Genomic DNA, 26,474 nt, shown 5'->3' with positions numbered 1-26,474 from the left:
ATCGTCAGGGCGCCGGACACCGTACGGAGGTCGGCACCGCCGCGACATGGTGCGGGGCACCACAATCGGCCGCTCGACGGTGGCTTCCGCAGGGATGTGCCTCGCCGGGGCCTTGCACGCGCGTAGATCTCGGGCATCATCAGACGCGACGTGTGCACGACAACGTGCGCGCGACGTTCACTTCGCTGGAGGAACCCCCCATGAGCGTGTCTCGCCTCCGCTCCGGCCTGGGCGCCGTCGCCCTCGCCTGCTCCCTGGTCGCCGCCCCGGGCGTCGGCCTCGCCACCGCCGCCGAGACCGCGGCTCCCACCACCGCGACGGCCGCCCCCGCACCGGCCGCTCCCGCCCTCGCCGCCACCAAGCTCTCGCACTCCGACGCCGCGTCCCGCTTCAGCTCCTCCGGGATCACCTGGTCGTCCACCGGCGGCTGTTCGGACCGCAACACCCCCACCTGCACCTCGTTCTCCCAGATCAACCTGGCCACCGTGCAGGGCGCCCAGACGCTCAAGAGCGCCAGCGGATGCGCCCTCCACATCACCGGCGGCACGGAGACGGGCCACGCCGGCGGCACCTACAGCCACTGGAACGGCTACAAGCTCGACTTCCGCCCCACCAGCTGCGTCAGCGGCTACATCACCGGCAATTTCACCTACATCGGCGACCGCGGTGACGGAGCGGCGCTGTACGAGGCCGCCTCGGGCAACATCTACGCCCGCGAGAGCAACCACTGGGACGTCACCTTCTACAACTGCGGCGGCTGCTGAGCCGCCCGTCCCTCCTCGGTGAGCGTGCCGGACGGGCCCCGCGCGGCCCGTCCGGCACGCCCCGCGCCCACCTCGCCCGGTGCACCGTGCAGTCCGTACGTCCGACCCCGGGAGGTCCCATGTCCGTCCGAAGACGACGCCACGCCCGCTGGTCGCGGGTCACCGCCGCCGCGCTGGCACTCGCCGGCGCACTCGCCGTCGCCCCGCCGGCCGGCGCCGCCGCGTCCGCCGCGTCGGCCGCGTCCGTCGCGCGCCCGGAGACCGGCCCGGTCGCCGCCGTGACCGAACGCCTCGCCGACCGCGCCCGCACCGCGCGGGCCACCTCCGCCACCGAGCCGCGCGTCCAGGTCACCCGGACGTCCGGCGACTGGGCCTTCGGCACCGCGGTCCTCGCGACCGAACCCGGCTCCGCACCCCTGCCCCAGGGCTGGCTGTTCCTCGCCGAACGCGAGGACGGACGGTGGACCGCGGCCCTCGAGGGCGAGCGGGCCTTCGCCGCGCTGGCTCGCCGGGCCCCGCTGGTCGAGGGCCGGGAACAGGCGCTCCTCGCCGCCCAGGACGGCAGCCGGTCCGAGGCCCGTCGGCCCGAGGCTCACGGAGCAGCAGACCGGCGGGGGACGTACGCCGCCGGGGGCGACTTCCGCACCGGCATGGCCCTGCCCACGACCGCCGGCCGCGCCACGTACATGACCAGCGGACCACACGGCTGGTCCGGCGCCGCAGCCCCGTGGAGCTCCCTCGACTTCGCCGGCGGCGACGAGGCCGTGCGCGCCGCCCGCCAGGGCACCGCGTACACGATGTGCCGCGGCTGGATCCGCGTCGTCCACGACCGCGGCTACGCCACCGACTACTACCACCTGTGGAACCACATCGACGCCGACGGCGCCGCGGTGAACACCGGCACCTACCTCGGCGACACCGGCACGGACGTCACCTGCGGCGGCTCCGCCACCGGCCGCCACGTGCACTTCGCGCTCCGCCAGAACGGCGACTACGTCGGCGTGGCCGGCCACGCCCTGGGCAGGTGGGTGTTCTTCAACGGCGGCGGCGCCTACCAGGGCCACGCCCTGCTCGGCAGCCGTCAGGTCGGCCCCGGAGGCGCCCTCCACCACCACGGCGCCCTCGGCTTCACGCAGGGCGTCATCGACACCTTCGGCGGCACCCACCTCAACAAGCGCACCGGCCCGGGCACCGGCCACGGATTGGCCGGAACCGTCGCCGACGGCGCCACGGTGGACATCGCCTGCTCGGCCGACGGCACGTCGCACACCGGGCGTTACGGCACGACGAGCCTGTGGAACCGCCTCTCGGACGGCACCTGGGTGAGCGACGCCTTCCTGTGGACCGGTGTGAGTGGTCCCGTCAACGGCTGGTGCCAGGCGGCCCGTCCGGACGGTCTCCCCGGGGCGGGGGCGTGACGCGGTGCCCGATGCGGCGGCGTGGACGCGTCCGCCGCGCCCGGGGGACCGGCGGGCCCTGCCGGGTGCGCCGCGTCTCCTCGCCACGGCAGAACAGGCAGGCCGTGTCGCCCGTCTCCTCCGCCGTGGGATCCAACGGCGCACCGGGGTGCCGCGCGCACCCCGAAGCCCCCCGCGGCCGGGACAGCTCGCGGGCCGTGACGAACGCCCGGTGGACCCCCTGCGCGAGCCGGGCGAAGTCCTCGTCGGGAGAGCCGTGTCCGAGGTCGAGCAGAAGTTCGCAGACCCGCCGCATCGCCTCGCCGAGCGCCTCCCGCGTGTACGGCGGGGCCGGTGCCGGGTACCGCTGACCGAGCGCGCGGCCGGTCTCCACGCCGGGGACCGACGGGTCGCCGATGCGCCGGTTCCGGTTGCACAGCAGGCAGCGTGTCCAGCCCTCCGGCGCCAGCGGATCCACCGGACCGTCGGGGTGCACGTCGCACCCCGTGCGGGAGCGCGTGGGCTCCAGCTCCCGCGCGACCAGGAACACGTTCCACAACCGGTCGGCCACGTCCTCGTACTCCGCCGGACCGGCCTCCCCGCCCAGCGCCCGTACCCGGTCGTCCACGCCCGGCACCGTCCGGTTCAGCTCACCCAGCAGGTACGGCCGGTTCGCCGGCACCCGCCGTCCGGAACGTCGCGCTTCATCCACCCCGCCAGCCTACCGACGTCCGTCTCCGCCGATGCGGCACCGGCCCGGTGACGACCCCGGGCGGGCGAGGAGGGGGCCGTTGTCGGTGCGGGCTCCTACACTCCCGGTCATGGTCCAGAGCAGCGCGCCCGACGTCGACACCTACCTCGCCGAAGCCCCCGCCGAACGCGGCCCGGCCCTGCACCGCCTGCGGGACCTGTGCCGCAGCGAGCTGACCGGCTTCACCGAGACGATGGCCCACGGCATGCCCTGCTACCAGCACGGCGGCACCACCGAGTTCGCCTTCGCGAGCCAGAAGCGGTACCTCTCCCTCTACGTCGTCCGCGGCGACGTCACCGACGCGTTCGCCGACCGCCTGGCCGCCCACGACATGGGCAAGGGCTGCCTCCGCTTCCGCACCCCCGACCACATCGACTGGCCCCTCGTCCGCGACCTCCTCCGCGCCACGGCCGCCACCCGCGGCCCCGTCTGCTGAGCCGGTCTCCCCCGGCCTGCGGGCGGAACAGGCATGTGCGGCCTACGGCTTGCGGGCCAGGCCGCCGTAGGCGTCGACGCTGGCCGGGGGCTCCGGCTCGGGGTCCGGCCGCCATGCGGTGACGGGGACGACGCCGGGCTCGACGAGGTCGAGGCCCTCGAAGAAGCCGGCGATCTGCTCCGGGGTGCGGACGTAGTAGGGGACGGCACCGCTGCGGTTGTACTCCTCCTGCGCGGTGAGCATCGCCTCGCTGGTGGCGGTGCCGTCGTAGTGGAGGAGGTAGCTGCCCGAGGGCAGGCCGTCGAGGAGGCGGCGCACCATGGCGCGGGCCTCGTCGTAGTCGGCGACGTGGCCGATGATGCCCATGAGGATGAGGGCGACCGGCTGCTCCATGTCGAGGACCTCGGCGGCCTCGGCCAGGATCGTGTCCGCGTCGCCGAGGTCCGCGTCGACGTAGGCGGTCGCACCCTCCGGGGTGCTGGTGAGGAGCGCCTGGGCGTGCACCAGGACGAGGGGGTCGTTGTCGACGTAGACGACGCGCGCGTCCGGGGCGACGCCCTGGGCGACCTCGTGGGTGTTGTCGACGGTGGGCAGACCGGTGCCCACGTCGAGGAACTGGCGTACCCCCGCGTCCGCCGCGAGGTGGCGGACGGCGCGGGCCAGCATGTGGCGACTGGTGCGGGCGACCAGTGCCAACCCGGGCCAGGTACGGGAGATGTGGTCGCCGATCTGGCGGTCCGGCTCGTAGTTGTCCTTGCCGCCCAGTAGGTAGTTCCACACCCGCGCCGAGTGCGGGACGGTGTTGTCGATCTTGTCGGCGATCGTGTCGCCGCGCGTTCCGTCCCGGCCGTCGTCAGCCATCCGCCGAACCCCTCCGCCTCTCAACTGCTGTGACCGCGAACAGACTTGCACACCGGAAGCCCGATGTGACCGTCTTTGCGCCGCTCGTTCACCGCCTGGGGAGGAAGCGGGAGAGGACGACGTCGAGTTGGGCCGCCCACTGCTCCAGCTCCCACGCGTTGCGGGTGCTCACCCGGCACACCGTCTGCGCGCCGTTCGTGAGGTGGAGGACGAGGGTGAGGACGTGGCTGGAGCCCTGGGGGTCGCGCCGGTGCTGGGCGAACCGGATGTGCTGCCAGGCGAGGTGGGTGCTCCGGCCGTACGCGGTGAACGAGACGCCGTGGGCGTCGGCGACGATGTCGTTCTTGCGGTCCATGGCGAGGAACTCCGGCTCCCCGGCCTCCCCGCCGGGCATCCCCGGCGCGCCCGGATGCGGCTGCACAGGATGGCCGGGCTGTCCGGGCTGTCCCGGTTGTCCGGGAGGGGGCATCGGGGCCGCCGGGCCGAAGCCGCCCGGGCCCGGCTGCGGCATCTGCCCCGGGTGCCCCGGGTGACCGGCCTGGGCGGGCGGCGGCGCGTACGCGCCGGGGCCCGGAGCCGGGGCGGCGGGCGGCGCGACCGGCGCGGGTTCCCCCTTCTGCGTCTCCGTCTGCATCCGCGTCCGCGGCACGAGAGCCGCGATCAGCGCCTCCGGGGCAGGGCGGCGAGCCGGGTCGTCGTCCAGGCACGCCTGGACCGTTGCGCCCAGCGTCGCCGGCACCCGCGACGATTCTCCGCCGCAGGCCGCGAGCAGCAGGCCGCCGAGCGCCCGCACGTCGTCCGCGGCCGCCGCGGCGTCGTCGCCACCGGGGGCCGGCCGCAGCCCGAAGTCCCTTACGCGCGGGCCGTCGTCGGCCATCAGCACGTCGGTGGCCTTGAGACCGCCGTGCGCGAGGCCACGCGCGTGCACCGACCGGAGGGCGTCCGCGACGCCGGTGCCCAGGCGGCGCACCTCGTCCTCCCCGAGGGCGCCCCGGGAGGTGAGGAGTTCGGCCAGCGACGGACCGGGCACGTACGGGGTGGCGAACCACGGGGTGTCGGCGTCCGTGTCCGCGTCCAGTACCGGCGCGGTGTGGAACCCGCCGACACCCCGCACCCCCTCGACGGCCGCGCGCAGCCGGTCGTCGGCCGCCTCGTCCCGCGCCGCCCCGGGGTGCAGCACCTTGACGGCGACCGCCCTCCCCGCGGCGGTCCGCGCGAGGTGGACGGTGCCCAGCGCACCCCGTCCGAGTTCGCGCTCCAGGACGTACGTTCCGATCTGCTGCACGCTGTTCACCCTCCGGGACGGTCGGTCCGTCGATGATCCCAGGTCGCCCGAACGGCCCGGCACGTGGTGCGGTCCCGCGCGCACGATCGGCCGGTACCGGTTGCCGCTCCCGCCGCGGGCCAGCAGGCTGGGCCCGGAGGCCGGCGCCACCGGGCGGACGGCTGCCGCCGAACGGAGGTCAGGCGTGGGGCACGACGACTCGGGCACGGGCGCGGGGGCGGCTGCGGGAGCCGACGAGGCCGACGCGGAGGCGGTGCGCCGGTTCACCGGCCTGCGCGCCCTCTTCGTCAACGCCACCCTCAAACGATCGCCCGAGGTCAGCAACACCGGAGGGCTGATCGACCTCAGCGCGGGCATCATGCGCCGCTACGGCGTCGAGGTGGACACGATCCGTGCCGTGGACCACGACATCGCGACCGGCGTCTGGCCGGACATGACGGAGCACGGCTGGGCGGCCGACGCCTGGCCGGACCTGTTCCCCCGGGTGCTGGCCGCCGACGTCCTGGTGCTGTGCGGACCCATCTGGCTGGGCGACAACAGCTCGGTGATGAAGCGCGTCGTCGAGCGGCTGTACGGCTGCTCCAGCCTCCTCAACGACGCCGGGCAGTACGCCTACTACGGCCGCGCCGGCGGATGCCTGATCACCGGTAACGAGGACGGCGTCAAGCACTGCGCGATGAACGTGCTCTACAGCCTCCAGCACCTGGGCTACACGATCCCGCCGCAGGCCGACGCCGGCTGGATCGGCGAAGCCGGGCCCGGGCCCTCCTACCTCGACCCCGAATCCGGGGGACCGGCGAACGACTTCACCAACCGCAACACCACGTTCATGACGTTCAACCTGCTGCACACGGCTGCCATGCTGCGCGCCGTGGGCGGCGTCCCGGCCTACGGCAACCGCCGTACCGAGTGGGACGCGGGCTGCCGCCCCGGCTTCGAGAACCCCGAACACCGCTGAGCCGCTCCCGCCCGCGCCGCCCCCGGGTGTGCCGTCAGGCCGCCTGGCCCGCGGGGCGGGTCTCGCTGGGGCGGACGACGACGAAGCCCTCGCCCTCCAGCTTGAGCTGGACCGCTTCGCCCGACCCGCCGCGGATCATCGAGCCGATGCTCTGCGAGCGGTGCAGGGAGGTGTGCAGCGCCGCGCTCCAGCCCACCACCGCGTCGGTGTCGACGAAGACCGGCGCCTGCGGCGACACCGGGATGACGATCGGGTCGCCGTCGCACACCACGCCGAGCCGGCCCTGGCCGGTGAAGAGGCAGTTGAAGAGGCCGCCGCCCGCCATGCCCGCGCCCTTGACCATCTTGATCTCGTAGCTCAGCGAGGCGTCGAAGCAGAGCACGTTCCGTCCGTTGACGGTGAGTGCGTCGCCGTGGGCGAAGTCGACGATGAAGCAGTTCGCGCCCTGGTGCGCGAACCACGCCTCGCCCTGCCCGCGCACGGCCATCAGCGCGAGGCCCTCGCCGGTGACCGAGCGTTTGATGAAGTTGCCGACCCCCTGACTCTGCTTCTCGAACTGGAGGTTCCCGCGGAAGGCGATCATCGCGCCCTGCCGGGCGAGACACTCGCCGTTGACCGCGTACTTGAGGGACTTGGAGTTCTGCCGGGTCATCCCGGGCGCGGTCGCCGGCTGCGCCATGTTCTCGGAGGCGAAGAGCTCACTCTGCATGTCCGGATCCTCCCCCGGAATCCCTGCTTCCGCCAAGGTGTTCCGCTCCTCCCACCGCGGTGCGGGCCGCGGCGACGGTGGCGGCCGGCCGGGCGTGGTGCGCGCCCGGCCCGTCGAGGCGGTCGCAGTCCCGGCACCGGGTGAGCAGGACGCGCTGGTCGGCGTCGGCGCGTTCCAGCAGCGTGTCGTCGTCGCTGTCGTTGCGGTACGCCGCGTCGACGCCGACCAGCCGCAAGCCGCGGGCCAGAGCGCCGAGAGGGACGTCCGGCAGGAAGCGCGGCGGCCCGGGGGCCCCGGCGGCAGCGGCTGCGGGCGCCGCACGGCGTGCACGTCCAGCGCGTCGCCGGCGCGGGGCACGTACGCCCCCGGGACGGTGCGCACCTGCGGGCGCACGCCACCGGGGCCCGGCCCGGGGGCCTGGCCCCACGGCTGCGGTGAACTTCCCGGCCTCGGTGAGCGGCACCCGAGCGTTTCGGCGACGTGGCCCAGGGACGACCGGCCGTCGTGCACGCGCCGCACGTCACCGCCCCGGTACGCGGCGGGCAGCAGGAACCGCAGCTCCGCCGCGAACCGGAGCCGTTTCCGGCCGGGCGCGTCCGGCGGCCGGTCCGTCAGCGTGCTCCGCGCGGGGTGGGCCGGACCTCGAAGTCCGGCAGGCCCTCGGGCTCGGCCTCCGAGACCCGCACGTCCGACACCCGCGCTGCCGGCGGGCCCTGCCGGGCCCACGCCACGAGCCGTTCCACCGCGTCCGCGTCGCCCTCGAAGTGCGCCTCGACCGTGCGGTCCGGGAGGTTGCGCACCCAGCCGCGCACCCCGTGCTCGACCGCCGCCGCCCGGCAGTCGTTGCGGTAGTAGACGCCCTGGACCTCCCCGGAGACGATCACGTGCTTGCTGGCCATGGCGGCCTCCCCGTCCTTCCGCTGCCGGTCTCTCAGCCATCGTAGGGGCGGGCGGGGACCCCGCACGGCCCGTCGCGGCCGCGGCGCGGGGCACCGCCCGGTCGGCCGTCACCGGGTGCCCGGTGCGCAGGGCGGACCTACAGTTCAAGAGTGACCACCGGTCGCCCCGCGGCGCGAAGACGGCCCCCGGCACCACCCCGAAAGGGGCGGCTGCGACGGGTGGGGGAATGGTGCGCCCGGCACTTCGTCGTCGTGCTCCTCGGATGGCTGGCGGCCGTCGGCGGGCTGCACGCCGCGCAGAGCGCCTTCGGCGGGTCGTACGCCGACGACTTCACCCTCTCCGACTCCCAGTCCCAGCAGGGCCTCGACGTCCTCCGCGCACACCAGCCCGACCGCGGCGGCCAGAGTTCTCTCGTCGTGCTGCACGACGGGCAGCAGCTCTCCGGGCACCAGCAGCAGGTCGCCACCGTCGTGAAGAACCTCGCCGGGCTGCCGCACGTGCTCTCCGCGCAGAACCCCCTCACCGCGCCGAAGCCCCAGGCCGACGGCACTCCGTCCGCCCCGCTCAGCCCGGTCTCGCCCAACGGCAGGACCGCCTACGTCACGGTCACCTTCGACGAGAACCCGGCCTCGCTCGGCGACGGCTACCTCGACGGCGTCGACGACGCCGTCGAGCCGCTGCGCCAGGCGGGCGTGCAGGTCGAGTACGGCGGCTCGCTCGGCGAACTGGCCCGGCCCGATGCGGCCGACCTGGCCAGCGAGTCCATCGGCTACGGCGTCGCGGTGGTGGTGCTGCTCATCGGGTTCGGCAGCGTCCTGGCCGCCGCCGTCCCGCTGGTCGCCGCCCTCGCCGCGGTCCTGGTCGGGCTCGGCGTGCTGGGACTGATCGCGGCCACGACCACGTTCGCCCAGGTCTCGCCCACGCTTGCCACGATGATCGGCCTGGGCGTGGGCATCGACTACGCGCTCTTCCTCCTCACCCGGCACCGGCAGGACCTGATGGACGGCGCCGACCCGGTCGCCGCCGCCGGTCGCGCCACGCACACCAGCGGCCGGGCCGTGCTGGTCTCCGGCACCACCGTGATCGTCGCCCTGGCCGGCCTCAACGCCTCCGGGGTGGGCTTCATCGGCAAACTCGGGGCGGCCGCGGCGGTCACCGTCGTCACCGCCGTGCTCGGCGCCCTCACCCTGGTGCCGGCGCTGCTCGGACTCGCCGGCCGCTCCCTCGACCGCTTCCACGTGCGCACTCCAGTGGCCGAGGTCGGCGCGGACGCTTCCGGCGGCTTCTGGCACCGGTACGCACTCCGCGTGGGGCGGCGTCCGTGGCGGTACCTGGCCGCCGGCCTCGTGGTCCTGGCGGTGCTCACCGTGCCGCTCTTCTCGCTGCGCCTCGGCCACATCGACGACGGCGCCGACCCCACCTCCTACACGGACCGGCGGGCGTACGACCTGGTCACCGACTCCTTCGGGGCCGGCGTCAACGGCCCGCTGACGGTGGTCGTCGACCAGAGCGGGGTCTCCGGCGGCAACCGTTCGGGTCTGGAGAACAGCGTCTCCTCCGCTCTCAAGGGTCTGCCCGGCGCTGCCGCCGTCAGTACCCTGCAGCCCACCCAGGACGGCGACGTGCTCACCGCCACCGTCATCCCCGCCGAACGGCCGCAGAGCGCCGCCACCACCGACCTGGTGCACCGCCTCACCGACACCGTCCTTCCGCAGGCCGTCGCCGGCACCGACGCACAGGGGTACGTCACGGGCACCACCGCGGGCCAGACCGACTTCCGCGACATCGTCGCCGAACGGCTGCCGCTGATCATCGCCGTCGTCGTCGGTCTCGCGCTGCTGATCATCCTCACCGTCTTCCGCGGCGTCCTGGTCGCGGTCAAGGCCGCGGTGCTCAACCTGGTGTCCATCGGCGCGTCGTACGGCGTCGTGGTCGCCGTCTTCCAGTGGGGCTGGGGCGGGCCCGCGCTGGGGGTGTCCGGCACCGTCCCGGTGGAGAGCTACGTCCCGATGATGATGTTCGCCATCGTCTTCGGGCTCAGCATGGACTACGAGATCTTCCTGCTCTCCCGCGTCCACGAAGCGTGGCTGCGCACCGGCGACAGCAGAGCGAGCGTCGCGCACGCGCTGGAGATCACCGCCCGGGTCATCACGTGCGCCGCGCTGATCATGGTGAGCGTGTTCGCCGCGTTCGTGCTCAGCAGCAACATCGTGGTGAAGATGCTCGGCCTCGGGCTCGCCGTGAGCGTCCTGGTCGACGCGACGCTGGTACGGCTGCTGCTGGTGCCGGCGGTACTCAACCTGCTGGGCAGCCGGGTCTGGTGGGCGCCGCGATGGCTGGACCGCGTGCTGCCGCACGTCCACGCCGAACCGCAGCCCGCGCCCGACGGCGGCGCGCCCGACGACGGAGGCACGCCGGGCGACGCATCGGGCGACGGCTCGCGGGGCGGCGCCGACGCCCGTGCGGCCCGGAAGTCCGGCCCCCCGGGGGCGGACGGGAAGTGACCCGCCGGTAGCGTGACGGAGGGCGCCCTGCCGGGCGTCTGCCCCGCACCTCCAGGAGTCCGCATGGCGAAGCCCACCGAGACCGGCGGCCCGGCGCCGCAGTTCAGCCTGCCCGGCGGCGTGCTGCGCGGCGAAGGGCCCGAAGCGGCCTTCGTACGCGCCGACTACACCGTCGACGGGGCACCGGGACGTCCGCTGGTGCTGGCGTTCTACCCCGGCGACGACACCGCCGTGTGCACCAAGCAGCTGTGCTCCTACTCCTCCGGACTGGAGCGCTTCGAGGAACTCGACGCGACCGTCTGGGGGATCAGCCCGCAAGGCGTCGACAGCCACGAGCGGTTCGCCCGCAAGCACGACCTGCGGATGCCCCTGCTCGCCGACACCGACGGCACCGTCGCCCGCGCGTACGGTGTGGCCGCGCCCGGCATCGGGCTGCGCCGGTCGGTGTTCCTCGTCGCCCCGGACGGCACCGTCGCCTGGAAGCACGTGGCGCTGCTCGGCATGACCTACCAGGACGTGGACACCCTGACCGACCGGCTGGCCGCGCTCCGGGCCGTTTGAGCAGCCGACAGGGCCGCCCCGGGGATGAGCCTCCCCGGGGCAGAACCGGGCGGACGTCTCAGGCGGGGCTGCCGCTGTGCTCCCCGTCTTCGTCGGGGGTCTGCGCCCGTTCCTCGCTCTTCCCGGCCGCCTCCTCCGGCGCCGGGAGCGTGACCCGGATCTTGGACTGCTTGTGCGGCAGGTCGTCCCAGTCGTCCATCGTGTGCGCGGCCAGGCCGTGCTTCTCGGCCAGCGCGATCAGGGTGGCCGGGCGGAAGTAGAAGTCCTCCCGCAGCACGTCGTGCTCCGTGCCGTCGGTGCGGTTGTAGGTGAAGTCGAAGAACCCGCCCGGCGCCAGCAGCCTGCCCACGTGGCGGAAGCAGTCCTCGATGACGTGGACCGGCGAGTGCGAGAAGACGCTGTGCGCGTGCACGACCCGGAAGCGGCCCCCGGGCAGGTGCGCCAGCCGCATGTCGTCGACCAGCGTCATGTGCGGCAGCTTGTCCTGGAGGTCGTGGTCGACCACCGTCTGCTGCGCGGCGAGCAGGATGTCGGGGGAGATGTCCACGCCGTAGTAGTGGCCGGTCTCCAGGTAGTCGATGAAGTGGCGTCCCGCGCGGAGGTTGCCGCAGCCGATCTCCAGCATGTGGTCACCGGGCTTCAGGCCGTGCCCGACCAGGTAGTCGAACTGCATCCTGCCCAGAGCGTTCCACCGCTCCTGCGACGGCGTGCCGACGGCGCCGAGCGGGTTCCGCGCGGTGTCGGACTTCATCACGGCCCGGTAGTAGGCGATGTGGTTTCCGCCGGACCGTCGCTGGAGCCGCCAGTCCCGCAGATGCCGGCGGAGGTACGGCACGACGCGCTGAGGGTGGCGGGCGGCGTAGCGGAGGCGGTGGGCCAGCGAGGAGCGGTTGTGGGAGGGGACGGCGGTGGGCATTGCTACGGGGTCTCCTGCGTCTGACGGCTGGTCCGGGGGAGCCGGCGGCCGGGCGGGTCCCGGCGCGTGACGGCCGTGATGTCTGTGATCGGGTATTTTCCCCGTTCGAAGACCGTTTGGCGATAGCGTGCGCAGGATGACCGAGCCTTTGAGTGATGCGGCGCAAGCGGTTGACGGAGGGACGCGATGAGCCAGGAGGACGCCGTCGCCGGCGAGCAGGTACGGCAGCTGGAGCCGATGCCGCGGGACTGGTCCTGTGCGCTGGCGGTGGTCGCACACCCCGACGACCTGGAGTACGGTGCTGCCGCCGCCGTCGCCGAGTGGACCGCGGCCGGCCGTGAGGTGACGTACCTGCTGGTCACGCGCGGCGAGGCGGGCATCGACAGCATGGCGCCGGAGGAGGCCGCCCGGGTCCGCGAGCGCGAGCAGCGGGCCAGTGCGTCGGTGGTGGGGGTGCGCGAGGTGGAGTTCCTGGACCACGCCGACGGAGTGATCGAGGAGGGCGTGGCGCTGCGCCGCGACCTCGCGGCAGCGGTGCGGCGGCACCGGCCCGAGCTGGTGATCACCCTCAACCATCACGACACCTTCGGCGGCACGTGGTGGAACACGCCGGACCACCGTGCGGTGGGGCGCGCGGTGCTGGACGCGGTCGGCGACGCGGGGAACCGGTGGATCTTCCGCGAGCAGCTGGAGGAGGGCGGGCTGGAGCCCTGGGGCGGCGTGCGCTGGGTGGCCGTGGCGGCCTCCCCGCACGGGACGCACGCCGAGGAGGTCTCGGAAAGGTCGATGGAGCTGGCCGTCGCCTCGCTGGCGGAGCACCGGGCGTACCTGACCGTGCTCAGCGACGAGGAGCCGGAGGCGTACGCGCGGAGGTTTCTCGGCGAGGCGATCAGCGGTGTCGCGGGCAGCTTCGGCGGCCGGCGCGGCGTGTCGTTCCAGCTCTACCCGCGCTGAGACCGGGCCGGGTGCCGGCGCCGCCGGTGCGGCGGTCCCGGCCGGTCAGGCCCCGGACGCCGGGGTGCGTGTACGGCGCAGGGCGACGGCCAGGGCCGTCGCGCCGACGGGGAGCAGCAGGGTCGCGGCGAGCGCGGTGAGCCACCCGTAGCCGGCCTGGGCCACCACCAGGCCGGACAGCGCGCCGCCCGCGCCGGCGGCGGCGTTGCTCGTCAGGTCGGAGAGGCCCTGCACGGCGGCCCGTGCGCCCTGCGGTACGGCGTCGGTGAGCAGCGCGGAGCCGGAGACCAGGCCCGCCGACCAGCCCAGGCCCAGCACGAAGAGCCCGGCGGCGGATTGCAGGTGGTCCGCCCCGGCCGTGCCCGCCAGCGCCGCCGCGCAGGCCAGCAGGCCGACCGACAGCCCGATGACCGCGACCCGGCCGAGCCGGTCGGCCAGCCAGCCCATGAGCGGTGAGAAGGCGTACATGCCGGCGATGTGGATGCTGATGACCAGGCCGATCAGCTCGATGCCGGCGCCGTGGTGACCGAGGTCCACCGGCGTCATCACCATGATCGACACCATGACGGTGTGCACGCCGGCGATGGTCACCAGAGCCAGCCGTGCCCGTGCGGAGGCGGCGACGGCGGCGAGACCCGCTCGCAGCGACCTCTCGTCCGCGCGCCGTCCGCCGGATCCCTCCTCTCCGTGCGCGGCGGCGGCCGAGGAGGCGAGGTCGCGGGCGGTGAGCAGCGGGTCGGGCCGGAGCATCAGGTGCACGGTCAGCGCGGAGACCAGGAATATCGCGGAACCCCAGAGGAAGGGCCCGGCCGCGACCGGTATGCCCATGCCGAGGGCGGCGACGCTCTCCCCGGCGGGGCCCGCGATGTTCGGCCCGAGTACCGCGCCGATCGTGGTCGCCCAGACGACGGTGGAGATCGCCCGCGCCCGGTGCTGGGGCTCGGCGAGGTCGGCCGCGGCGAACCGGGCCTGGAGGTTGGCCGACGAGCCCGCGCCGAACGCCGCCATGCCGCAGAGCATCAGGGGGAAGCTGTCCGCGGTGGCGCCCAGGACGACCGTCGCGCCGCCGACGGCGGCGATGAGGTAGGCCAGGGTGAGGCCGGGCCTTCGGCCCTTCGCCGCCATCAGGGAGGCGAGGGGCAGCGACAGTAGCGCGGTGCCGATCACCGACGCGGTGGAGGCCAGTCCTGCCAGGCCCTCGGAGCCGCTCACCTCCTCCGCCAGCACGGCGGCCAGCGCGATGCCGGTCGCCACGCCCAGACCGCCCAGGATCTGGCTGGCGACCAGCACCGCCGTGGTGCGCTGCCGCACCGCACGCAGTGCGCCCGCGCCCGCGTCCGCGGCCTTCGGTGCGACGGGTGCGGGGGAGGGCGCGGGGAAGGCGTCAGCAGCGTCCGAGGGTTCGCGGATGTCGGTCACGGCGGAAGTCTGCCAGCGCGCCGCCCGCGGCGCAGCGGGTCGTCCGGCACCGGTCGGGTGGGTCCGGGTGCCGAGTGCTGCCGGTCACTCAATTCCTGGTGCCTCAGGTCACAGAATTCAGGTAAGCCAGGTCACAGAATTCCCGTGCCGCACGTCACAAAAAGCACCGGCGGAGCCTTTCCGCGGGTGAGGTGAGGCACAGGAGAACGGGCTCTACGAAGCGGCATAGGAATGCCCGGGACGAAGGTCCCGGACTCCCGGCCCGCCCCCGGCCGGGCCCCTCGCCTCGCCGCCGCGGCAGGCGACGGGCCGCTTCTGCTGGGGGATGTGCGCAGGTGGCGTGCCGGGAGTCCCTCGCGCGGCCGTTCCCGGAAACCGCGAGCACCTCCACCTCGCGCCCTATTTGTCCATTTCGAGTACGGCGCCCCTTAGTAACCGGTCTTTTTTGGAAATGCCGGATTGGCGGGTTACCAAGGTGGGGCCTGGTCCGCAGAGCCAGGAAACCCCCACCGAATTCCGGAGGAAGTACCCCATGCGCCTGCACACCACGATTACCGACGCCCTCGGCCGCATCCCGCGCACCCGTAACGCCGTCATCGCCGGCGGGGTCGGCGCATCCCTGGCCCTGGGTTCCGGCGTGGCGCTCGCAGCCGGCGACGACATGTTCGCGACGGACACCCCTGCCAAGGCCGCCCACGCCACCCAGCAGCAGGCCGACGCCGCGGAGAAGAAGGACCGCAAGCCCGACACGGGCGGCGAGGGCGAGAAGGCCGGGAAGGGTGAGAAGGGCGAGAAGGCCGGGAAGAAGGCCGGTGCCACCCAGGACGGCAAGGACGAGAAGAAGGACGGGCCGGGCAAGCAGGCCCAGGCGGAGAAGAAGGCCCAGTCCCGCGACGGCGGCCACCAGCACAAGGCAGGTGGCGGCAAGGACGGGAAGGCCAAGAAGGCGAAGAAGGCGAGCCGTAGCCAGGGCCGCGCCCAGGCGCCGTCCTGGTCGCTCCCGGTGGAGAAGCCGTACACCAAGACCGCCGGCTTCGCCGACAGCGGCAACCGCTGGTCCGCCGCGCACTCCGGCCAGGACTTCGCGGTGCCCACCGGCACCGGCGTGAAGGCCGTGCACGGCGGCACCGTCGTCACCACCGGCTGGGGCGGCTCCTACGGCAACCGCATCGTGATCGAGCACCCGAACGGCAAGTACAGCCAGTACGCCCACCTCTCGAAGATCGGCGTCGGCACGGGCGAGCAGGTGAACACCGGCGAGCAGATCGGCCAGTCCGGCAGCACCGGCAACTCCTCCGGTCCGCACCTGCACTTCGAGATCCGCACCACCCCGGTCTACGGCTCCGGCTTCGACCCGGTCGGCTTCCTGAAGAGCCACGGCCTGAACCCGTGACGCTCGGCTGAAGGCCCTCGTTCCGAGGGGGCTCCGGGCGGACCGTCCGGAGCCGGCAGAACCGGGAAGACCGTCAGGGCCAGGAAGAACAGATCAGAAGAGTGGTTGCGGGAGCAGGCCCTCCAGCGTGAGGAGCTCCCGCTTCGTCTCCCTCCCGCCGCCGAACCCGCCGAGCCCGCCGCCGCTCTCCACCACGCGGTGGCAGGGCACCACCACGGGCAGCGGATTCGCGCCCATCGCGACGCCGACGGCGCGGGCGGCACCGGGCTCGCCGACCCGGTCGGCCAGGTCCTGGTATCCCGCCGTCGTCCCGTACGGCACGCCCGCCGCCAGGGCGCGCAGCACCCGCAGGTGGAAGCCGCCGGTCAACGACCAGTCCAGCGGGACGGTGAAGACGCGCAGGTCGCCCGCGAAGTAGGCGGCCAGCTCGCGCTCGGCGCACGCCAGATGCCCGGCCCACGGACCGTTGCCCGGCGCGCCGTGCCCGCCGCTCCCGGCGCGGGGCTCCCGCCCGGTGCGGGCGCGCAGGCGGTCCAGCGCACGCCGCGTCACCTCCGGGGTGGCGTGGAAGACCACCTGCACCAGCCCGTCCGCGGTGGCGGCCAGCAGCAGCGGGCCCACAGGGGACTCGAACAGGCTCCAGCCCCACTCCGCCGCCCCGCCGGGCCCGTTCTCGTCCGCCTCGTCCGCTCCGTTCACCACGCAGCCAGCGTACGGCGGCCCACCGACATCGCTCCGCCGCGGCGGCTCTCCCCCTCCCCGGGTCGCCGGGGAGGGGGAGAGCCCCGGGTCAGCGGCCCACCGCGTCCCGCACGACGTCGGGGGCGTTGGAGATGATCCCGTCGACCCCCGCCTCGGCCACCCGGCGGGCGGTCGCGGCGTCGTCCACGGTCCAGGTGAACACCTGCAGCGGCCTGCCGTGCGCGCCTTCCAGGGCCTGCACCTCGGACACGTAGTCCGCGGTCACGGTGGAGTGGTTCGGGTTGATCTGGTCGGTGAACGCCGCGTAGCCGGGCAGCTCGGCGGCCGCCGGGGTGCCGAGGAAGCCGGTGGTCACCTCGGGGGCCAGCTCGTGCACCGTCCGCACCGCCTCCGCCTCGAAGCTCTGGATCACCAGCCGGCGCGCCACGTGGTGCCGGTCCAGCCAGCCCTCGTTCGCCAGCTCCTTGAGGGTCTGGCCCTCCACGCCCGGGTAGAGCGTCGGCTTCTTGAGCTCCAGCAGCAGCCGCTGCCCGTTCGCCTCGACCCGCCGCAGGTACTGCTCCAGCGTCGGGATCCGCTCGCCGGCGAACTCCTCGCCGAACCAACTTCCGGCGTCCAGCCGCGCCACCTCCGCCGCGGTGAAGTCGGCGACCCGCCACGGCGCGCGGTCGGGGAAGACCTCCTCCACGTCCGTGGTGCGGGCCAGGCTCTCGTCGTGCAGGACGACCAGTTCGCCGTCGCGGGTGCGCTGGACGTCGTTCTCCACCCAGGCGAAGCCCAGGTCGTGCGCCGCGTCCACGGCGGCCAGGGTGTTCTCCGGGGCGTATGCCGAGGCGCCGCGGTGGGCGACGACGACCGGCGCCCGGCCGGTTCCCGGTTTCGCCGCCGCCTTCGCGGCGGGGAGGGCGGCCGCGGCCCCGGCGGCCGAGGCCGCGGGGGTGGCGCAGAGGAAGAGGGTGGACAGGCCCAGCAGCGCACCGGCTGCCACGGTGAGAGGGCGCATCGCCATGGAGACTCCTCGCGTCCGTCCGTGAGCACACGGTGATCCGCGTGCTCCTGTCAGAGAGAGGTTCCCGGTTGCGTCGTACACACAACAGGCGAACGGGTGTCCGAGGGCTGAACCCCGCGGGTCGGGGCGCGTGTCGGTGCCGGGCCGTACGGTGGGTGTCATGCGGCCCGTGACCAAGATCGAACGCAAGGTGGCGCCCTTCGAGGTCGTCAGCCCGTACCAGCCCAGCGGCGACCAGCCCACCGCCATCGAGGACCTGGCCCGCCGTGTCCGGGGTGGCGAGAAGGACGTCGTGCTGCTCGGCGCCACCGGCACCGGCAAGTCCGCGACGACCGCGTGGATGATCGAGAAGCTCCAGCGCCCGACGCTGGTGATGGCGCCCAACAAGACCCTCGCCGCCCAGCTGGCCAACGAGTTCCGCGAGCTGCTGCCGCACAACGCCGTCGAGTACTTCGTCTCGTACTACGACTACTACCAGCCCGAGGCGTACGTCCCGCAGACGGACACCTACATCGAGAAGGACTCCTCCATCAACGAGGAGGTCGAGCGCCTGCGGCACAGTGCGACGAACTCGCTGATCACCCGGCGCGACGTCGTCGTGGTCGCCTCCGTCTCCTGCATCTACGGCCTGGGCACGCCACAGGAGTACGTGGACCGGATGGTCTCCCTCAAGGTCGGCGAGGAGATCGACCGCGACGCGCTGCTGCGCCGCTTCGTCGACATCCAGTACAGCCGCAACGACGCCGCGTTCACCCGCGGCACCTTCCGGGTCCGGGGCGACACGATCGAGATCTTCCCGGTCTACGAGGAACTCGCCGTGCGCATCGAGATGTTCGGCGACGAGATCGAGGCGCTGTCCACGCTGCACCCGCTGACCGGCGAGGTCATCACAGACGACAGCGAGCTGTACGTCTTCCCCGCCTCGCACTACGTCGCCGGTCCGGAGCGGATGGAGAAGGCCATCGGCGGCATCGAGGCCGAGCTGGCCGAGCAGCTCGCCTCCATGGAGCAGCAGGGCAAGCTGCTGGAGGCGCAGCGGCTGCGGATGCGCACCACCTACGACATCGAGATGATGCGGCAGATCGGCACCTGCTCCGGCATCGAGAACTACTCGCGTCACATCGACGGCCGCGACCCCGGCTCCGCGCCGCACACCCTGATCGACTTCTTCCCCGACGACTTCGTGCTGGTCATCGACGAGTCGCACGTCACGGTGCCGCAGATCGGCGCGATGTACGAGGGGGACGCCGCGCGCAAGCGCACCCTGGTCGACCACGGATTCCGGCTGCCCTCGGCGATCGACAACCGGCCGCTGAAGTGGGAGGAGTTCCTGGAGCGCATCGACCAGACGGTGTACCTCTCGGCCACCCCGGGCGCGTACGAGCTGTCGCGCGGCGACGGCGTGGTGGAGCAGATCATCCGCCCCACCGGTCTGGTCGACCCGGAGGTCGTGGTCAAGCCGACCGAAGGCCAGATCGACGACCTGGTGCACGAGATCCGGACCCGCACCGAGGCCGACGAGCGGGTGCTGGTCACCACCCTCACCAAGAAGATGGCCGAAGACCTGACCGACTATTTCCTGGAGCTCGGCATCCAGGTCCGCTACCTGCACAGCGACGTCGACACGCTGCGCCGGGTGGAGCTGCTGCGGGAGCTGCGGGCCGGCGAGTTCGACGTGCTGGTCGGCATCAACCTGCTGCGTGAGGGGCTGGACCTGCCCGAGGTGTCGCTGGTCGCGATCCTGGACGCGGACAAGGAGGGCTTCCTGCGCTCCGGCACCTCGCTGATCCAGACCATCGGCCGCGCGGCGCGCAACGTCTCCGGTCAGGTGCACATGTACGCCGACAAGGTCACCCCCGCGATGGCCAGGGCCATCGACGAGACCAACCGCCGGCGTGCCAAGCAGATCGCCTTCAACGAGGCCAACGGCATCGACCCGCAGCCGCTGCGCAAGAAGATCGGCGACATCGTGGCGGACATCGCCCGCGAGGGCGTCGACACCGAGGAGCTCCTCGGTACCGGGTACCGGCAGAGCGCCGTGGAGAAGGGCCGTGGGCAGAAGGCCCCGGTGCCCGACCTCGGTCACGGGAAGGCCGCCCGGAGCGGCGGGAAGGCCGACGGAGAGGTCCTCACCGACCGCCCGGCCGGGGACCTGGCCGACCTCATCGAGGACATGACGCAGCGCATGCGCGCCGCGGCCGCGGAGCTCCAGTTCGAGGTGGCCGCGCGGCTGCGCGACGAGGTCGGCGAACTCAAGAAGGAACTGCGGCAGATGCGCGAGGCCGGCCTCAAGTAGGCTGCCGTCCCCAGGGCCGGACAGGCGCTGGAGTGCCGGTGACGGCGGATGACACGTCGAGAGGGGACACACGGTGACGGTCAACCTGTCCAAGGGGCAGGCGGTCAGCCTGCGGAAGTCCGACGGCGGCAGCCTCTCGGCCGTGCGCATGGGTCTGGGCTGGCAGGCGGCGCCCCGTCGCGGGCTGTTCGGCCGCCGGGCCAAGGCCATCGACCTGGACGCGTCCGCGGTGCTCTTCGCCGGCAAGCAGCCGGCGGACGTGGTCTTCTTCAAGCACCTCGTCAGCGATGACGGATCCGTCCGGCACAGCGGGGACAACCTGGTCGGCGGCGCCGGTCGAGGCGGGGACGACGAGACGGTGATGGTCGATCTCCAGCACGTCCCGGCGCACATCGACCAGATCGTCTTCACCGTGAACTCCTTCACCGGCCAGACCTTCACCGAGGTGGAGAACGCCTTCTGCCGCCTGCTCGACGCGGCGAACGGGGAGGAGCTCGCCCGGTACACCCTGACCGGCGGCGGGGCGTACACCGCGCAGATCATGGCGAAGGTGCAGCGTGAGGGCAGCGGCTGGCAGATGACCGCCATCGGCGAGCCCGCCGAGGGCCGCACGTTCCAGGACCTGATGCCGGCGATCGTGCCGCACCTCTGACGCCGCACGGGGTCGTCCGGTCCCTCCGGCCTCACCGGCCCCTCGGGCCTCCCCCGCCACTCCGCCACCCGTTCGGGTAAAGCTCCTCTTTGCCTTTCCTTGGCATTGCTTTACCCTGGACCGTGCGGAGGGGAGTATTCCCACGTCGCGGTGACCCCGTCAGTACGGGCCGGTCGGACCGGCCCCGGGGCGCCGGTCCGGCGGCGCGTACCGGAACAGGTCGGGCGCGGCGCGGGCGGAAGAGACCTCCGGCAGCGCATCAGCCGGAGGTGTACGTCACGTGGATGTGTCCTTTGCCGTATGGGCGGCGACCGTCATCGGTCTCTGTGCCCTGATCGCCGTCGACTTCTTCGTCGGCCGCAAACCGCACGAGGTCTCCCTCAGGGAGGCGGGCATCTGGACGATCGTCTGGATCGTCCTGGCCGTCATCTTCGGAATCGGTCTCTTCGTCTTCGGGGGCGGGCAGCCCGCCGGCGAGTTCTTCGCGGGCTACATCACCGAGAAGTCACTCAGCGTCGACAACCTCTTCGTCTTCGTCCTGATCATGGCGAAGTTCGCGGTGCCCAGCATCTACCAGCAGCGGGTGCTGATGATCGGCGTCCTCATCGCCCTGGTGCTGCGCGCCGGCTTCATCGCCGCGGGCGCGGCGATCGTCTCGACGTTCTCCTGGGTCTTCTTCATCTTCGGCGCCTTCCTGATCTGGACGGCCTGGAAGCTCGTCCAGGAGGCGCGCGTCGAGAACGAGGAGGAGGCGTACGAGGAGAACCGCATGCTCAAGATGATCGAGCGGCGCTTCCCCTCGACCGACCAGTACCACGGCACCAAGCTGTTCATCCGGGAGAACGGCAAGCGGCTGATGACGCCGATGCTGATCGTGATGCTCGCGATCGGCACCACCGACGTCCTCTTCGCACTGGACTCCATCCCCGCGATCTTCGGCCTCACCCAGGACCCGTTCATCGTGTTCACGGCGAACGCCTTCGCCCTGATGGGCCTGCGCCAGCTGTACTTCCTGATCGGCGGTCTCCTCAAGAAGCTCGTCCACCTCTCCTACGGGCTGTCCATCATCCTCGGCTTCATCGGCGTCAAACTGGTGCTGCACGCCCTGCACGAGGCGGGGGTGCACGTCCCGGAGATCAGCATCCCGGTCTCCCTCGGGGTCATCTGCGCGGTGCTGGTCGTCACCACGGTCACCAGCCTCTACGCCTCGAAGAAGCAGGCCCGGAAGCAGCGCGAGGAGCAGACCGCCCCGGTGGGGACCCCGGACGCGCGCGACGACCGGGGCCCCCTCTCCAAGGACGACGACTGACGCCTGCGCGTCAGCCGATCACCACCGTCCGCTCCGCCCGGGCGCCGTTCACCTCCACCGCGAGGGAGACGGTGCCCGGGCGCAGTGCCGTCAGCACCCCCGTCGCCGGATCGAAGGCGGCGTCGCAGCGCCGCTTCGGCCGCTCGTCGCCCAGGCACAGGTTCCGCGAACCGGACCAGTCCGCGCTGACCGGCCACGCCACCGGCACCTCGTGCGCCGCGGCCCCCTCGCCCTGCCGCACGGTCGCCCCCGCGGCGGCGGTCGCGCCGTCCGGCAGGGCGTCCGGCGCCTGGAGCGTCAGGCCGTCCACGTGGGCGCGGGTCTGCACCGCGAACGCCTCCCGGCCGGAGTGCACCGTGCCGTGCCGCTCCACGCCGACCAGGGACCAGCCGGTGAATCCGCCCTCACCGGGAGGCGCGGCAGGGTTCTTCCCCGCGTTGCCGTTGACCAGATACGGCACGCCGTCCACCCGTGAGGCGTCGAAGACGCCCACGTGCGAGCCGACGAACAGCACGTCCTTGCCGCTCCGGGCGTGGAAGGCGCTGAGCAGCTTCTCCAGCAGATCCGCCTCCAGCCGGTCCGTGAGACGGCTCGCCCGCTGCGGCGTCGGATCGCGCGGCGGCACGTGCTGGACGACCGCCACCGACCGCACGCGCCGATCGCGCGCCGCCGCGTCCAGTTGGCCGCGCAGCGCGGCGAACTGTTCCAGACCACCGAGCGAGAGCGAGGAGGTGTCCAGGGTGACGAAGCGGGTCCCCTCGTGGTCGAACGTGCGGCGGGCCGGGCCGAACTCCGCGACGAAGGCGTCGATGCTGCCGCCCATCACCTCGTGGTTGCCCGGCACGTAGTACCAGGGCACGGCGTCGCCGAGCTCGTCCTCCAGGACCTGCCGGGCGAACGCCAGGTCCTCGGGCGACCCCTCGTCCACCAGGTCGCCGTTGACGACGACGAAGTCCGGGTCCGCCGCGCGGATCTCCCGCAACGTCCGCCGCGCCTTGGCCACCAGCTCGCTGTCCGGCTCGCGGGCGACGAACTGGGCGTCCGACATCACCGCGAACCGCCAGTCGCGGCCGGCCACGTCCCGCGCGGTGGAGATCAGGCGGTCCCGCACGGCCGGCTGTGCGGGCAGCTCCACGTCCGGCGGGGTGCGCGCCACCAGCTCGTCCAGCACGATGCTGCTGCTGTACTGCGCGTCCGGACGCGTCTCGGCGACGTAGAAGCGCCGTACCTTCAGCGGGTAGGCCACCCCCTCCGGCACGGTGAAGGTCACCTGCCGCCAGCCCTCCCAGGTGACGTGCGGACCGCGCAGCACCTGGGAGGTGCCGTTCGCGTCGACCAGGTGCAGCGACGGCCACGCCCCGCGGCCGTCGCCCTCGACCCACAGGGTGAACGCCTGCGGCTGACCCGGCACCTCGAGGTACTGCGGCGGGTTGACGTACGCCGCGCGGGTCGCCGTGGACTGCCCGAAGTCGTAGTCCAGCCGGAGCCCCTGCCCGTCGCGACCGGCCGCTTCGGGGGCGACCGAGCCTTCCGCGCGGGCGGCGGAGAACGTCCAGTCGCCGGCGTCGTCGAAGGCGGCGACGTGCTGGTCGCGCAGGCCGACCGTCACGGCGAGCACGGTGCTGTGCCCGGCCACGGTGGCCTTCACGGTTCCCGACGCGCCCTCCTCACCGCTGCGGGAACGCACCGTGAAGCCGCCGGTGGTCGCGTCCGGGGCGATGGCGAACAGCGCCCCGTCGTACTCCAGCTCCACATCGGCCGGGTCGACGGGCGCACTGGTGCCGTCCGCGTCGAATCCCAGTACCCCGAAGGTGCCCTCGTCCTGCGGCGTGGCCAGGCCCACCCGGTCCCGGGTCGGCGTCACGCGGTGCAGCTCTCCGAGGACCCGGAGCTCGACGGAACCGTCTGCCCGTCCCCGCCGGGCGCTCACCTCGGTGCTGCCGGTGCGGCGGGCGCGGAACGTGCCGTCGTCGTCGACCCGCCCCACGCTGGGCCGGTGCACCCGCCAGTCGGGGTCGCCCTCGGCCGGACCGTAGGTCTCGTCGTAGCCGGCGGCCGTCAACTGCCGGGTGAGGCCGGGAAAGACGCGCTCCGGGTGGCCGCCGGGGACGGTGTCCGCGGTGGGAGCGAGGGCGGGGTCGGCGGCGGTCTCCACCCGGAAGCCGCGCAGGTCGCCGCTGCCGTCGGGCGCGGTGAGCGCCAGACCGTTGGGCACCTCGCGCTGCTCCCCGTCGGAGGGGGCGTTCTCCAGCTGCGGCGTGTCCGAGCCCGGTTCGCGGGCGAGCAGCGTGGACGAACCGCCGCCGTCCAGGTTGAGCGCGTTGTAGGCGCCCAACTCGTCCATCATCCGGGCCAGCTCGGTGAGGGTGACGCCGCCGGACGCGGCCTGCCGCCCGTCGACGGTGAGTACGTGCAGGGTGGAGCCGTCACGGGAGAAGCCCACCGCGGTGCGCGGGGCGGTCGTGTTGTTCGGCCGGCCCTCCCAGTCCTGCGGCTCGCCGTCGAGCACCAGGACGCCGCGGCCGCCGACCGCCGTCCGCGGCAACGGACCGCCGTCGCCCGTACGCAGGTCGTACTCCCAGGACACCGGATCGCCGGCCTTCAGCCCGGCCAGCACCTCGGCGCCCGCGTCACGGCCCAGCAGCGCGGTGGTGTCCGGCGGGACCGCCCCGTCGCCGGGCTTCTCCGAGACGCTCACGACCCGGCCGTCGCGGACCGCCACCTCGGTGGTCTCGGCCGCGCCCTCCACCGTCGCCGTCCGGTCGGCGTCGCCCCACTGGGCGTTGTAGGCGCCGATGCCGTTCTGCGGGACGTCGGCCGCGTTGTAGGCGGCGAGCGGTTCTTCGCCGTCGGGGAGGGTCAGCGTGCCCTCGAAGTACAGGTCGAGGACGCGGCCGGCGCCGCCCGGCCCGAAGCCGACCGCCTGCGTGGCACCGGGCTCGGGGGACTGGGTGATCTCGCCGTTCCGGACGCCCGGGCCCAGCGGCGCGCCGGTGACGTTGATGTCGAAGAAGTCCGCGTTGATCGCGGCGACCGTGCGGCGTCCCTCGCCGGGGTCGTGCGCGGCGACGTGCTCGCCGAGCGTGCGGCGCTCCGAGACCGCGCCCGAGAGGTGGTCGACGCGCGTGCCCTCCTCGAGGTCGACGCTGAGCGCGTCGGCCCGCAGCCACTTGTCGGGGGCGAGCCGGTCGAAGGAGGTGAGGGTGGCGCCGGGCGCCACCGGGCGGCTGGTGCTGTCGGTCTCCCACCCCGGCCCGGGCGTGCCGGGCGCCCGAGCGGGCGAGGCCGGGGCGTGTGCCGGGACGGGAGCGCCGGGAGCGGCGCCGGCCGGAGCCGTGAGCCCGGTGGCCAGTGCGGACGCGGCGGCCACCGGGACGAGTATCGAACGGACGGGGAACCGTCTGCGCGGGCGAGCTTCTTTCACAAAACCCCCTCGGTAAAGGTGAGTTCAGTGCACAGGGCGTGCACACAGCCGCACACAGTGGCAAGGGAGGGCGGGTCGCACCAGAGGGCCGTCGGCGAATTCGGCACGAACTATTGGGCCGACCTCTGGCGGCGCCGAAAGCCTTGCTGACCCGCTGGTCAACAGGCTGTAATGCGCGGGAGCGAAACGATGTGAACGTCACCGGCGCCGAAGTGAACGGACGGACGTCGATGACGCCGGCGCCGCGCTGCCGGCCCGCGCGAGAACGAGAGCGACACCGTGAGCATGCACTCCGAACTGGACCAGCTTCTGAAGACCGGGCCGTTCCACGTCGCCCTGCGCGCCGCCATCCAGGCGCGCGGTCTCGCGCTGCACCGCATCCAGCACCGGCTCGCGGAGCGCGGCATACAGGTCGGGGTGACCAGCCTCAGCTACTGGCAGCAGGGCAACCGGCGTCCGGCCCGCCCCGAGTCGATGCGTGCGGTCACCGCGCTGGAGCAGGTGCTGGATCTGCCGCGGGACGCGCTCACCCGGCTGCTGCGCGAGACCGCCTCGGCGGAACGGCCCGCCGCACGGCCGTACCGGTCGCTGGTCGACGCCGCGGACGCGCTCCAGCAGCTGCTCGCGGAACTGCGCTGGCCCGCCGACGGCGGCGTGCACACCGTGCTGCACGTCGAACGGGTGCGGATCGGGGCACGCCGCGAACTCGCCTCCCGGCACTCGGAACAGGTGGTGCGCGCGCACCGGGACGGCATCGACCGGTACGTGGCCATCCACTACGGCGACGACGGCTGCGACGTGTCCGGCGTCCGCCTGCGAGCCGGGGAGAACTGCCGCCCAGGCAGTGTGCGACGGCACGGGCCGACGGGGCTGGTCGCCGCGGAGCTCCTCTTCGACACGCGGCTGCGGGTGGGCGACACCCACATGTTCAGCTACACCTTCGAGGACGGCACGGCCGGGCCGTGCGGCGAGTACGTGCGCGGCTTCAGCTTCGGCGGAGGGCAGTACGTGCTCCAGGCCGGGTTCGACGCGGACGCGCTGCCGGTGGGCTGCCGGAGTTTCGCGCGGACCGCGCCGGGCGCACGGCCGACACAGGTGCGCGAACTCGACCTGTCCGCGCCGCACCGCGCGGTGCACCTGGCGCACCAGGACGTGAAACCCGGACTCCTCGGCATCAGCTGGGACTGGGCCTGACCGAGGGGACGCCTGGGCCTGACCGAGGGGACGCGCGACCCGCAGCGGCGCCGGCACACGCGCGTGGGGGGCGGGCCCGG

Annotated in this window: 23 protein-coding genes; 12 read left to right on the top strand and 11 right to left on the bottom strand. The window is 73.3% G+C overall.

Translation table 11 applies throughout. The features are described from left to right. Positions 1–200 precede the first annotated feature (200 nt). Positions 201–764: a hypothetical protein gene (locus K304_RS0102545; RefSeq protein ID WP_037789053.1), complete on the top strand. Its 564-nt coding sequence runs from the start codon at positions 201–203 to the stop codon at positions 762–764. A 119-nt stretch (positions 765–883) separates the two neighbouring features. Beyond that, positions 884–2,182 carry a peptidoglycan DD-metalloendopeptidase family protein gene (locus K304_RS26940; RefSeq protein WP_078528351.1) on the top strand — a complete coding sequence of 433 codons (1,299 nt, stop codon included), beginning with the start codon at positions 884–886 and terminating at the stop codon, positions 2,180–2,182. On the opposite strand, the gene K304_RS26935 is transcribed toward K304_RS26940, so the two are convergent. Then, positions 2,127–2,873, bottom strand: a complete 747-nt coding sequence (locus tag K304_RS26935) for a hypothetical protein (RefSeq protein WP_158687290.1) — start codon at positions 2,871–2,873, stop codon at positions 2,127–2,129. The genes K304_RS26940 and K304_RS26935 overlap by 56 nt on opposite strands. A 109-nt stretch (positions 2,874–2,982) precedes the next feature. On the opposite strand from K304_RS26935, the gene K304_RS0102530 reads away from it, so the two are divergent. Further along, on the top strand, positions 2,983–3,348 hold the full coding sequence (locus K304_RS0102530; RefSeq protein WP_027762457.1) for a DUF1801 domain-containing protein: 366 nt from the start codon (positions 2,983–2,985) through the stop codon (positions 3,346–3,348). 42 nt (positions 3,349–3,390) lie between these two features. On the opposite strand, the gene K304_RS0102525 is transcribed toward K304_RS0102530, so the two are convergent. Together K304_RS0102525 and K304_RS33205 are read right to left on the bottom strand one after the other, a co-directional pair. Further along, on the bottom strand, positions 3,391–4,209 hold the full coding sequence (locus K304_RS0102525; RefSeq protein ID WP_027762456.1) for an SAM-dependent methyltransferase: 819 nt from the start codon (positions 4,207–4,209) through the stop codon (positions 3,391–3,393). A gap of 88 nt (positions 4,210–4,297) precedes the next feature. After that, complete coding sequence (locus tag K304_RS33205; protein ID WP_051307745.1) at positions 4,298–5,494, bottom strand: protein kinase domain-containing protein; 1,197 nt, start codon at positions 5,492–5,494, stop codon at positions 4,298–4,300. Positions 5,495–5,747: 253 nt separating this feature from the next. Here K304_RS33205 and K304_RS0102515 point away from each other — a divergent pair, with 253 nt between their 5' ends. Beyond that, a complete protein-coding gene (locus K304_RS0102515) occupies positions 5,748–6,452 on the top strand; it encodes a flavodoxin family protein (RefSeq protein ID WP_027762454.1) in 705 nt (234 codons plus the stop codon). Positions 6,453–6,486: 34 nt separating this feature from the next. On the opposite strand, the gene K304_RS0102510 is transcribed toward K304_RS0102515, so the two are convergent. The 3 genes from K304_RS0102510 to K304_RS0102500 form a co-directional block, all read right to left on the bottom strand. Then, the gene (locus K304_RS0102510) at positions 6,487–7,161 is read right to left on the bottom strand and encodes an AIM24 family protein (protein ID WP_027762453.1); all 675 of its coding nucleotides are present in this window, start codon (positions 7,159–7,161) and stop codon (positions 6,487–6,489) included. Then, on the bottom strand, positions 7,151–7,588 hold the full coding sequence (locus K304_RS31920; protein WP_486591558.1) for a Mut7-C RNAse domain-containing protein: 438 nt from the start codon (positions 7,586–7,588) through the stop codon (positions 7,151–7,153). The genes K304_RS0102510 and K304_RS31920 overlap by 11 nt, the downstream gene beginning before the upstream one ends. Before the next feature lie 184 nt (positions 7,589–7,772). Next, entirely contained in the window at positions 7,773–8,060 is a 288-nt protein-coding gene (locus K304_RS0102500) for an acylphosphatase (RefSeq protein WP_027762451.1), read from the bottom strand. 150 nt (positions 8,061–8,210) lie between these two features. On the opposite strand from K304_RS0102500, the gene K304_RS26920 reads away from it, so the two are divergent. Together K304_RS26920 and K304_RS0102490 are read left to right on the top strand one after the other, a co-directional pair. Next, positions 8,211–10,565 carry an MMPL family transporter gene (locus K304_RS26920; protein ID WP_078528345.1) on the top strand — a complete coding sequence of 785 codons (2,355 nt, stop codon included), beginning with the start codon at positions 8,211–8,213 and terminating at the stop codon, positions 10,563–10,565. A gap of 63 nt (positions 10,566–10,628) precedes the next feature. Further along, positions 10,629–11,126, top strand: coding sequence for a peroxiredoxin (locus tag K304_RS0102490; protein WP_027762450.1), 498 nt, complete (start codon positions 10,629–10,631; stop codon positions 11,124–11,126). Positions 11,127–11,184: 58 nt separating this feature from the next. Here K304_RS0102490 and K304_RS26915 read toward each other — a convergent pair whose 3' ends face one another. Then, positions 11,185–12,042, bottom strand: coding sequence for a class I SAM-dependent methyltransferase (locus K304_RS26915; RefSeq protein WP_051307743.1), 858 nt, complete (start codon positions 12,040–12,042; stop codon positions 11,185–11,187). Positions 12,043–12,228: 186 nt separating this feature from the next. On the opposite strand from K304_RS26915, the gene K304_RS0102480 reads away from it, so the two are divergent. Next, a complete protein-coding gene (locus K304_RS0102480; RefSeq protein ID WP_051307742.1) occupies positions 12,229–12,996 on the top strand; it encodes a PIG-L deacetylase family protein in 768 nt (255 codons plus the stop codon). Positions 12,997–13,041: 45 nt separating this feature from the next. Here the strand turns inward: K304_RS0102480 and K304_RS26910 are convergent, their stop codons facing one another. Then, on the bottom strand, positions 13,042–14,406 hold the full coding sequence (locus tag K304_RS26910) for an MFS transporter (RefSeq protein ID WP_486591557.1): 1,365 nt from the start codon (positions 14,404–14,406) through the stop codon (positions 13,042–13,044). 541 nt (positions 14,407–14,947) lie between these two features. Between K304_RS26910 and K304_RS33550 the strand changes: the two genes are divergently transcribed. After that, on the top strand, positions 14,948–15,808 hold the full coding sequence (locus tag K304_RS33550; protein ID WP_051307740.1) for a M23 family metallopeptidase: 861 nt from the start codon (positions 14,948–14,950) through the stop codon (positions 15,806–15,808). Between the two features lie 93 nt (positions 15,809–15,901). Here K304_RS33550 and K304_RS0102465 read toward each other — a convergent pair whose 3' ends face one another. Continuing rightward, positions 15,902–16,510, bottom strand: coding sequence for a methylated-DNA--[protein]-cysteine S-methyltransferase (locus tag K304_RS0102465; RefSeq protein ID WP_199779548.1), 609 nt, complete (start codon positions 16,508–16,510; stop codon positions 15,902–15,904). Positions 16,511–16,598: 88 nt separating this feature from the next. Further along, the gene (locus K304_RS0102460) at positions 16,599–17,519 is read right to left on the bottom strand and encodes a glycerophosphodiester phosphodiesterase family protein (protein WP_027762446.1); all 921 of its coding nucleotides are present in this window, start codon (positions 17,517–17,519) and stop codon (positions 16,599–16,601) included. Between the two features lie 160 nt (positions 17,520–17,679). Here K304_RS0102460 and uvrB point away from each other — a divergent pair, with 160 nt between their 5' ends. The 3 genes from uvrB (at position 17,680) to K304_RS26905 (ending at position 21,776) form a co-directional block, all read left to right on the top strand. Next, entirely contained in the window at positions 17,680–19,815 is a 2,136-nt protein-coding gene (gene uvrB, locus K304_RS0102455) for an excinuclease ABC subunit UvrB (RefSeq protein WP_027762445.1), read from the top strand. A 73-nt stretch (positions 19,816–19,888) separates the two neighbouring features. Further along, positions 19,889–20,467 carry a TerD family protein gene (locus K304_RS0102450; protein WP_027762444.1) on the top strand — a complete coding sequence of 193 codons (579 nt, stop codon included), beginning with the start codon at positions 19,889–19,891 and terminating at the stop codon, positions 20,465–20,467. Between the two features lie 280 nt (positions 20,468–20,747). Beyond that, positions 20,748–21,776, top strand: coding sequence for a TerC family protein (locus K304_RS26905; RefSeq protein WP_051307736.1), 1,029 nt, complete (start codon positions 20,748–20,750; stop codon positions 21,774–21,776). A gap of 10 nt (positions 21,777–21,786) precedes the next feature. On the opposite strand, the gene K304_RS0102440 is transcribed toward K304_RS26905, so the two are convergent. Next, complete coding sequence (locus K304_RS0102440) at positions 21,787–25,146, bottom strand: phosphodiester glycosidase family protein (protein WP_027762443.1); 3,360 nt, start codon at positions 25,144–25,146, stop codon at positions 21,787–21,789. 339 nt (positions 25,147–25,485) lie between these two features. Here K304_RS0102440 and K304_RS0102435 point away from each other — a divergent pair, with 339 nt between their 5' ends. Then, entirely contained in the window at positions 25,486–26,394 is a 909-nt protein-coding gene (locus tag K304_RS0102435) for a hypothetical protein (protein ID WP_037789103.1), read from the top strand. Positions 26,395–26,474: the final 80 nt, after the last annotated feature.

Source organism: Streptomyces sp. CNS606, from assembly GCF_000426325.1.
Note: the sequence above shows the minus strand (reverse complement) of the source record. Positions and strands in the feature narration are given on the sequence as shown.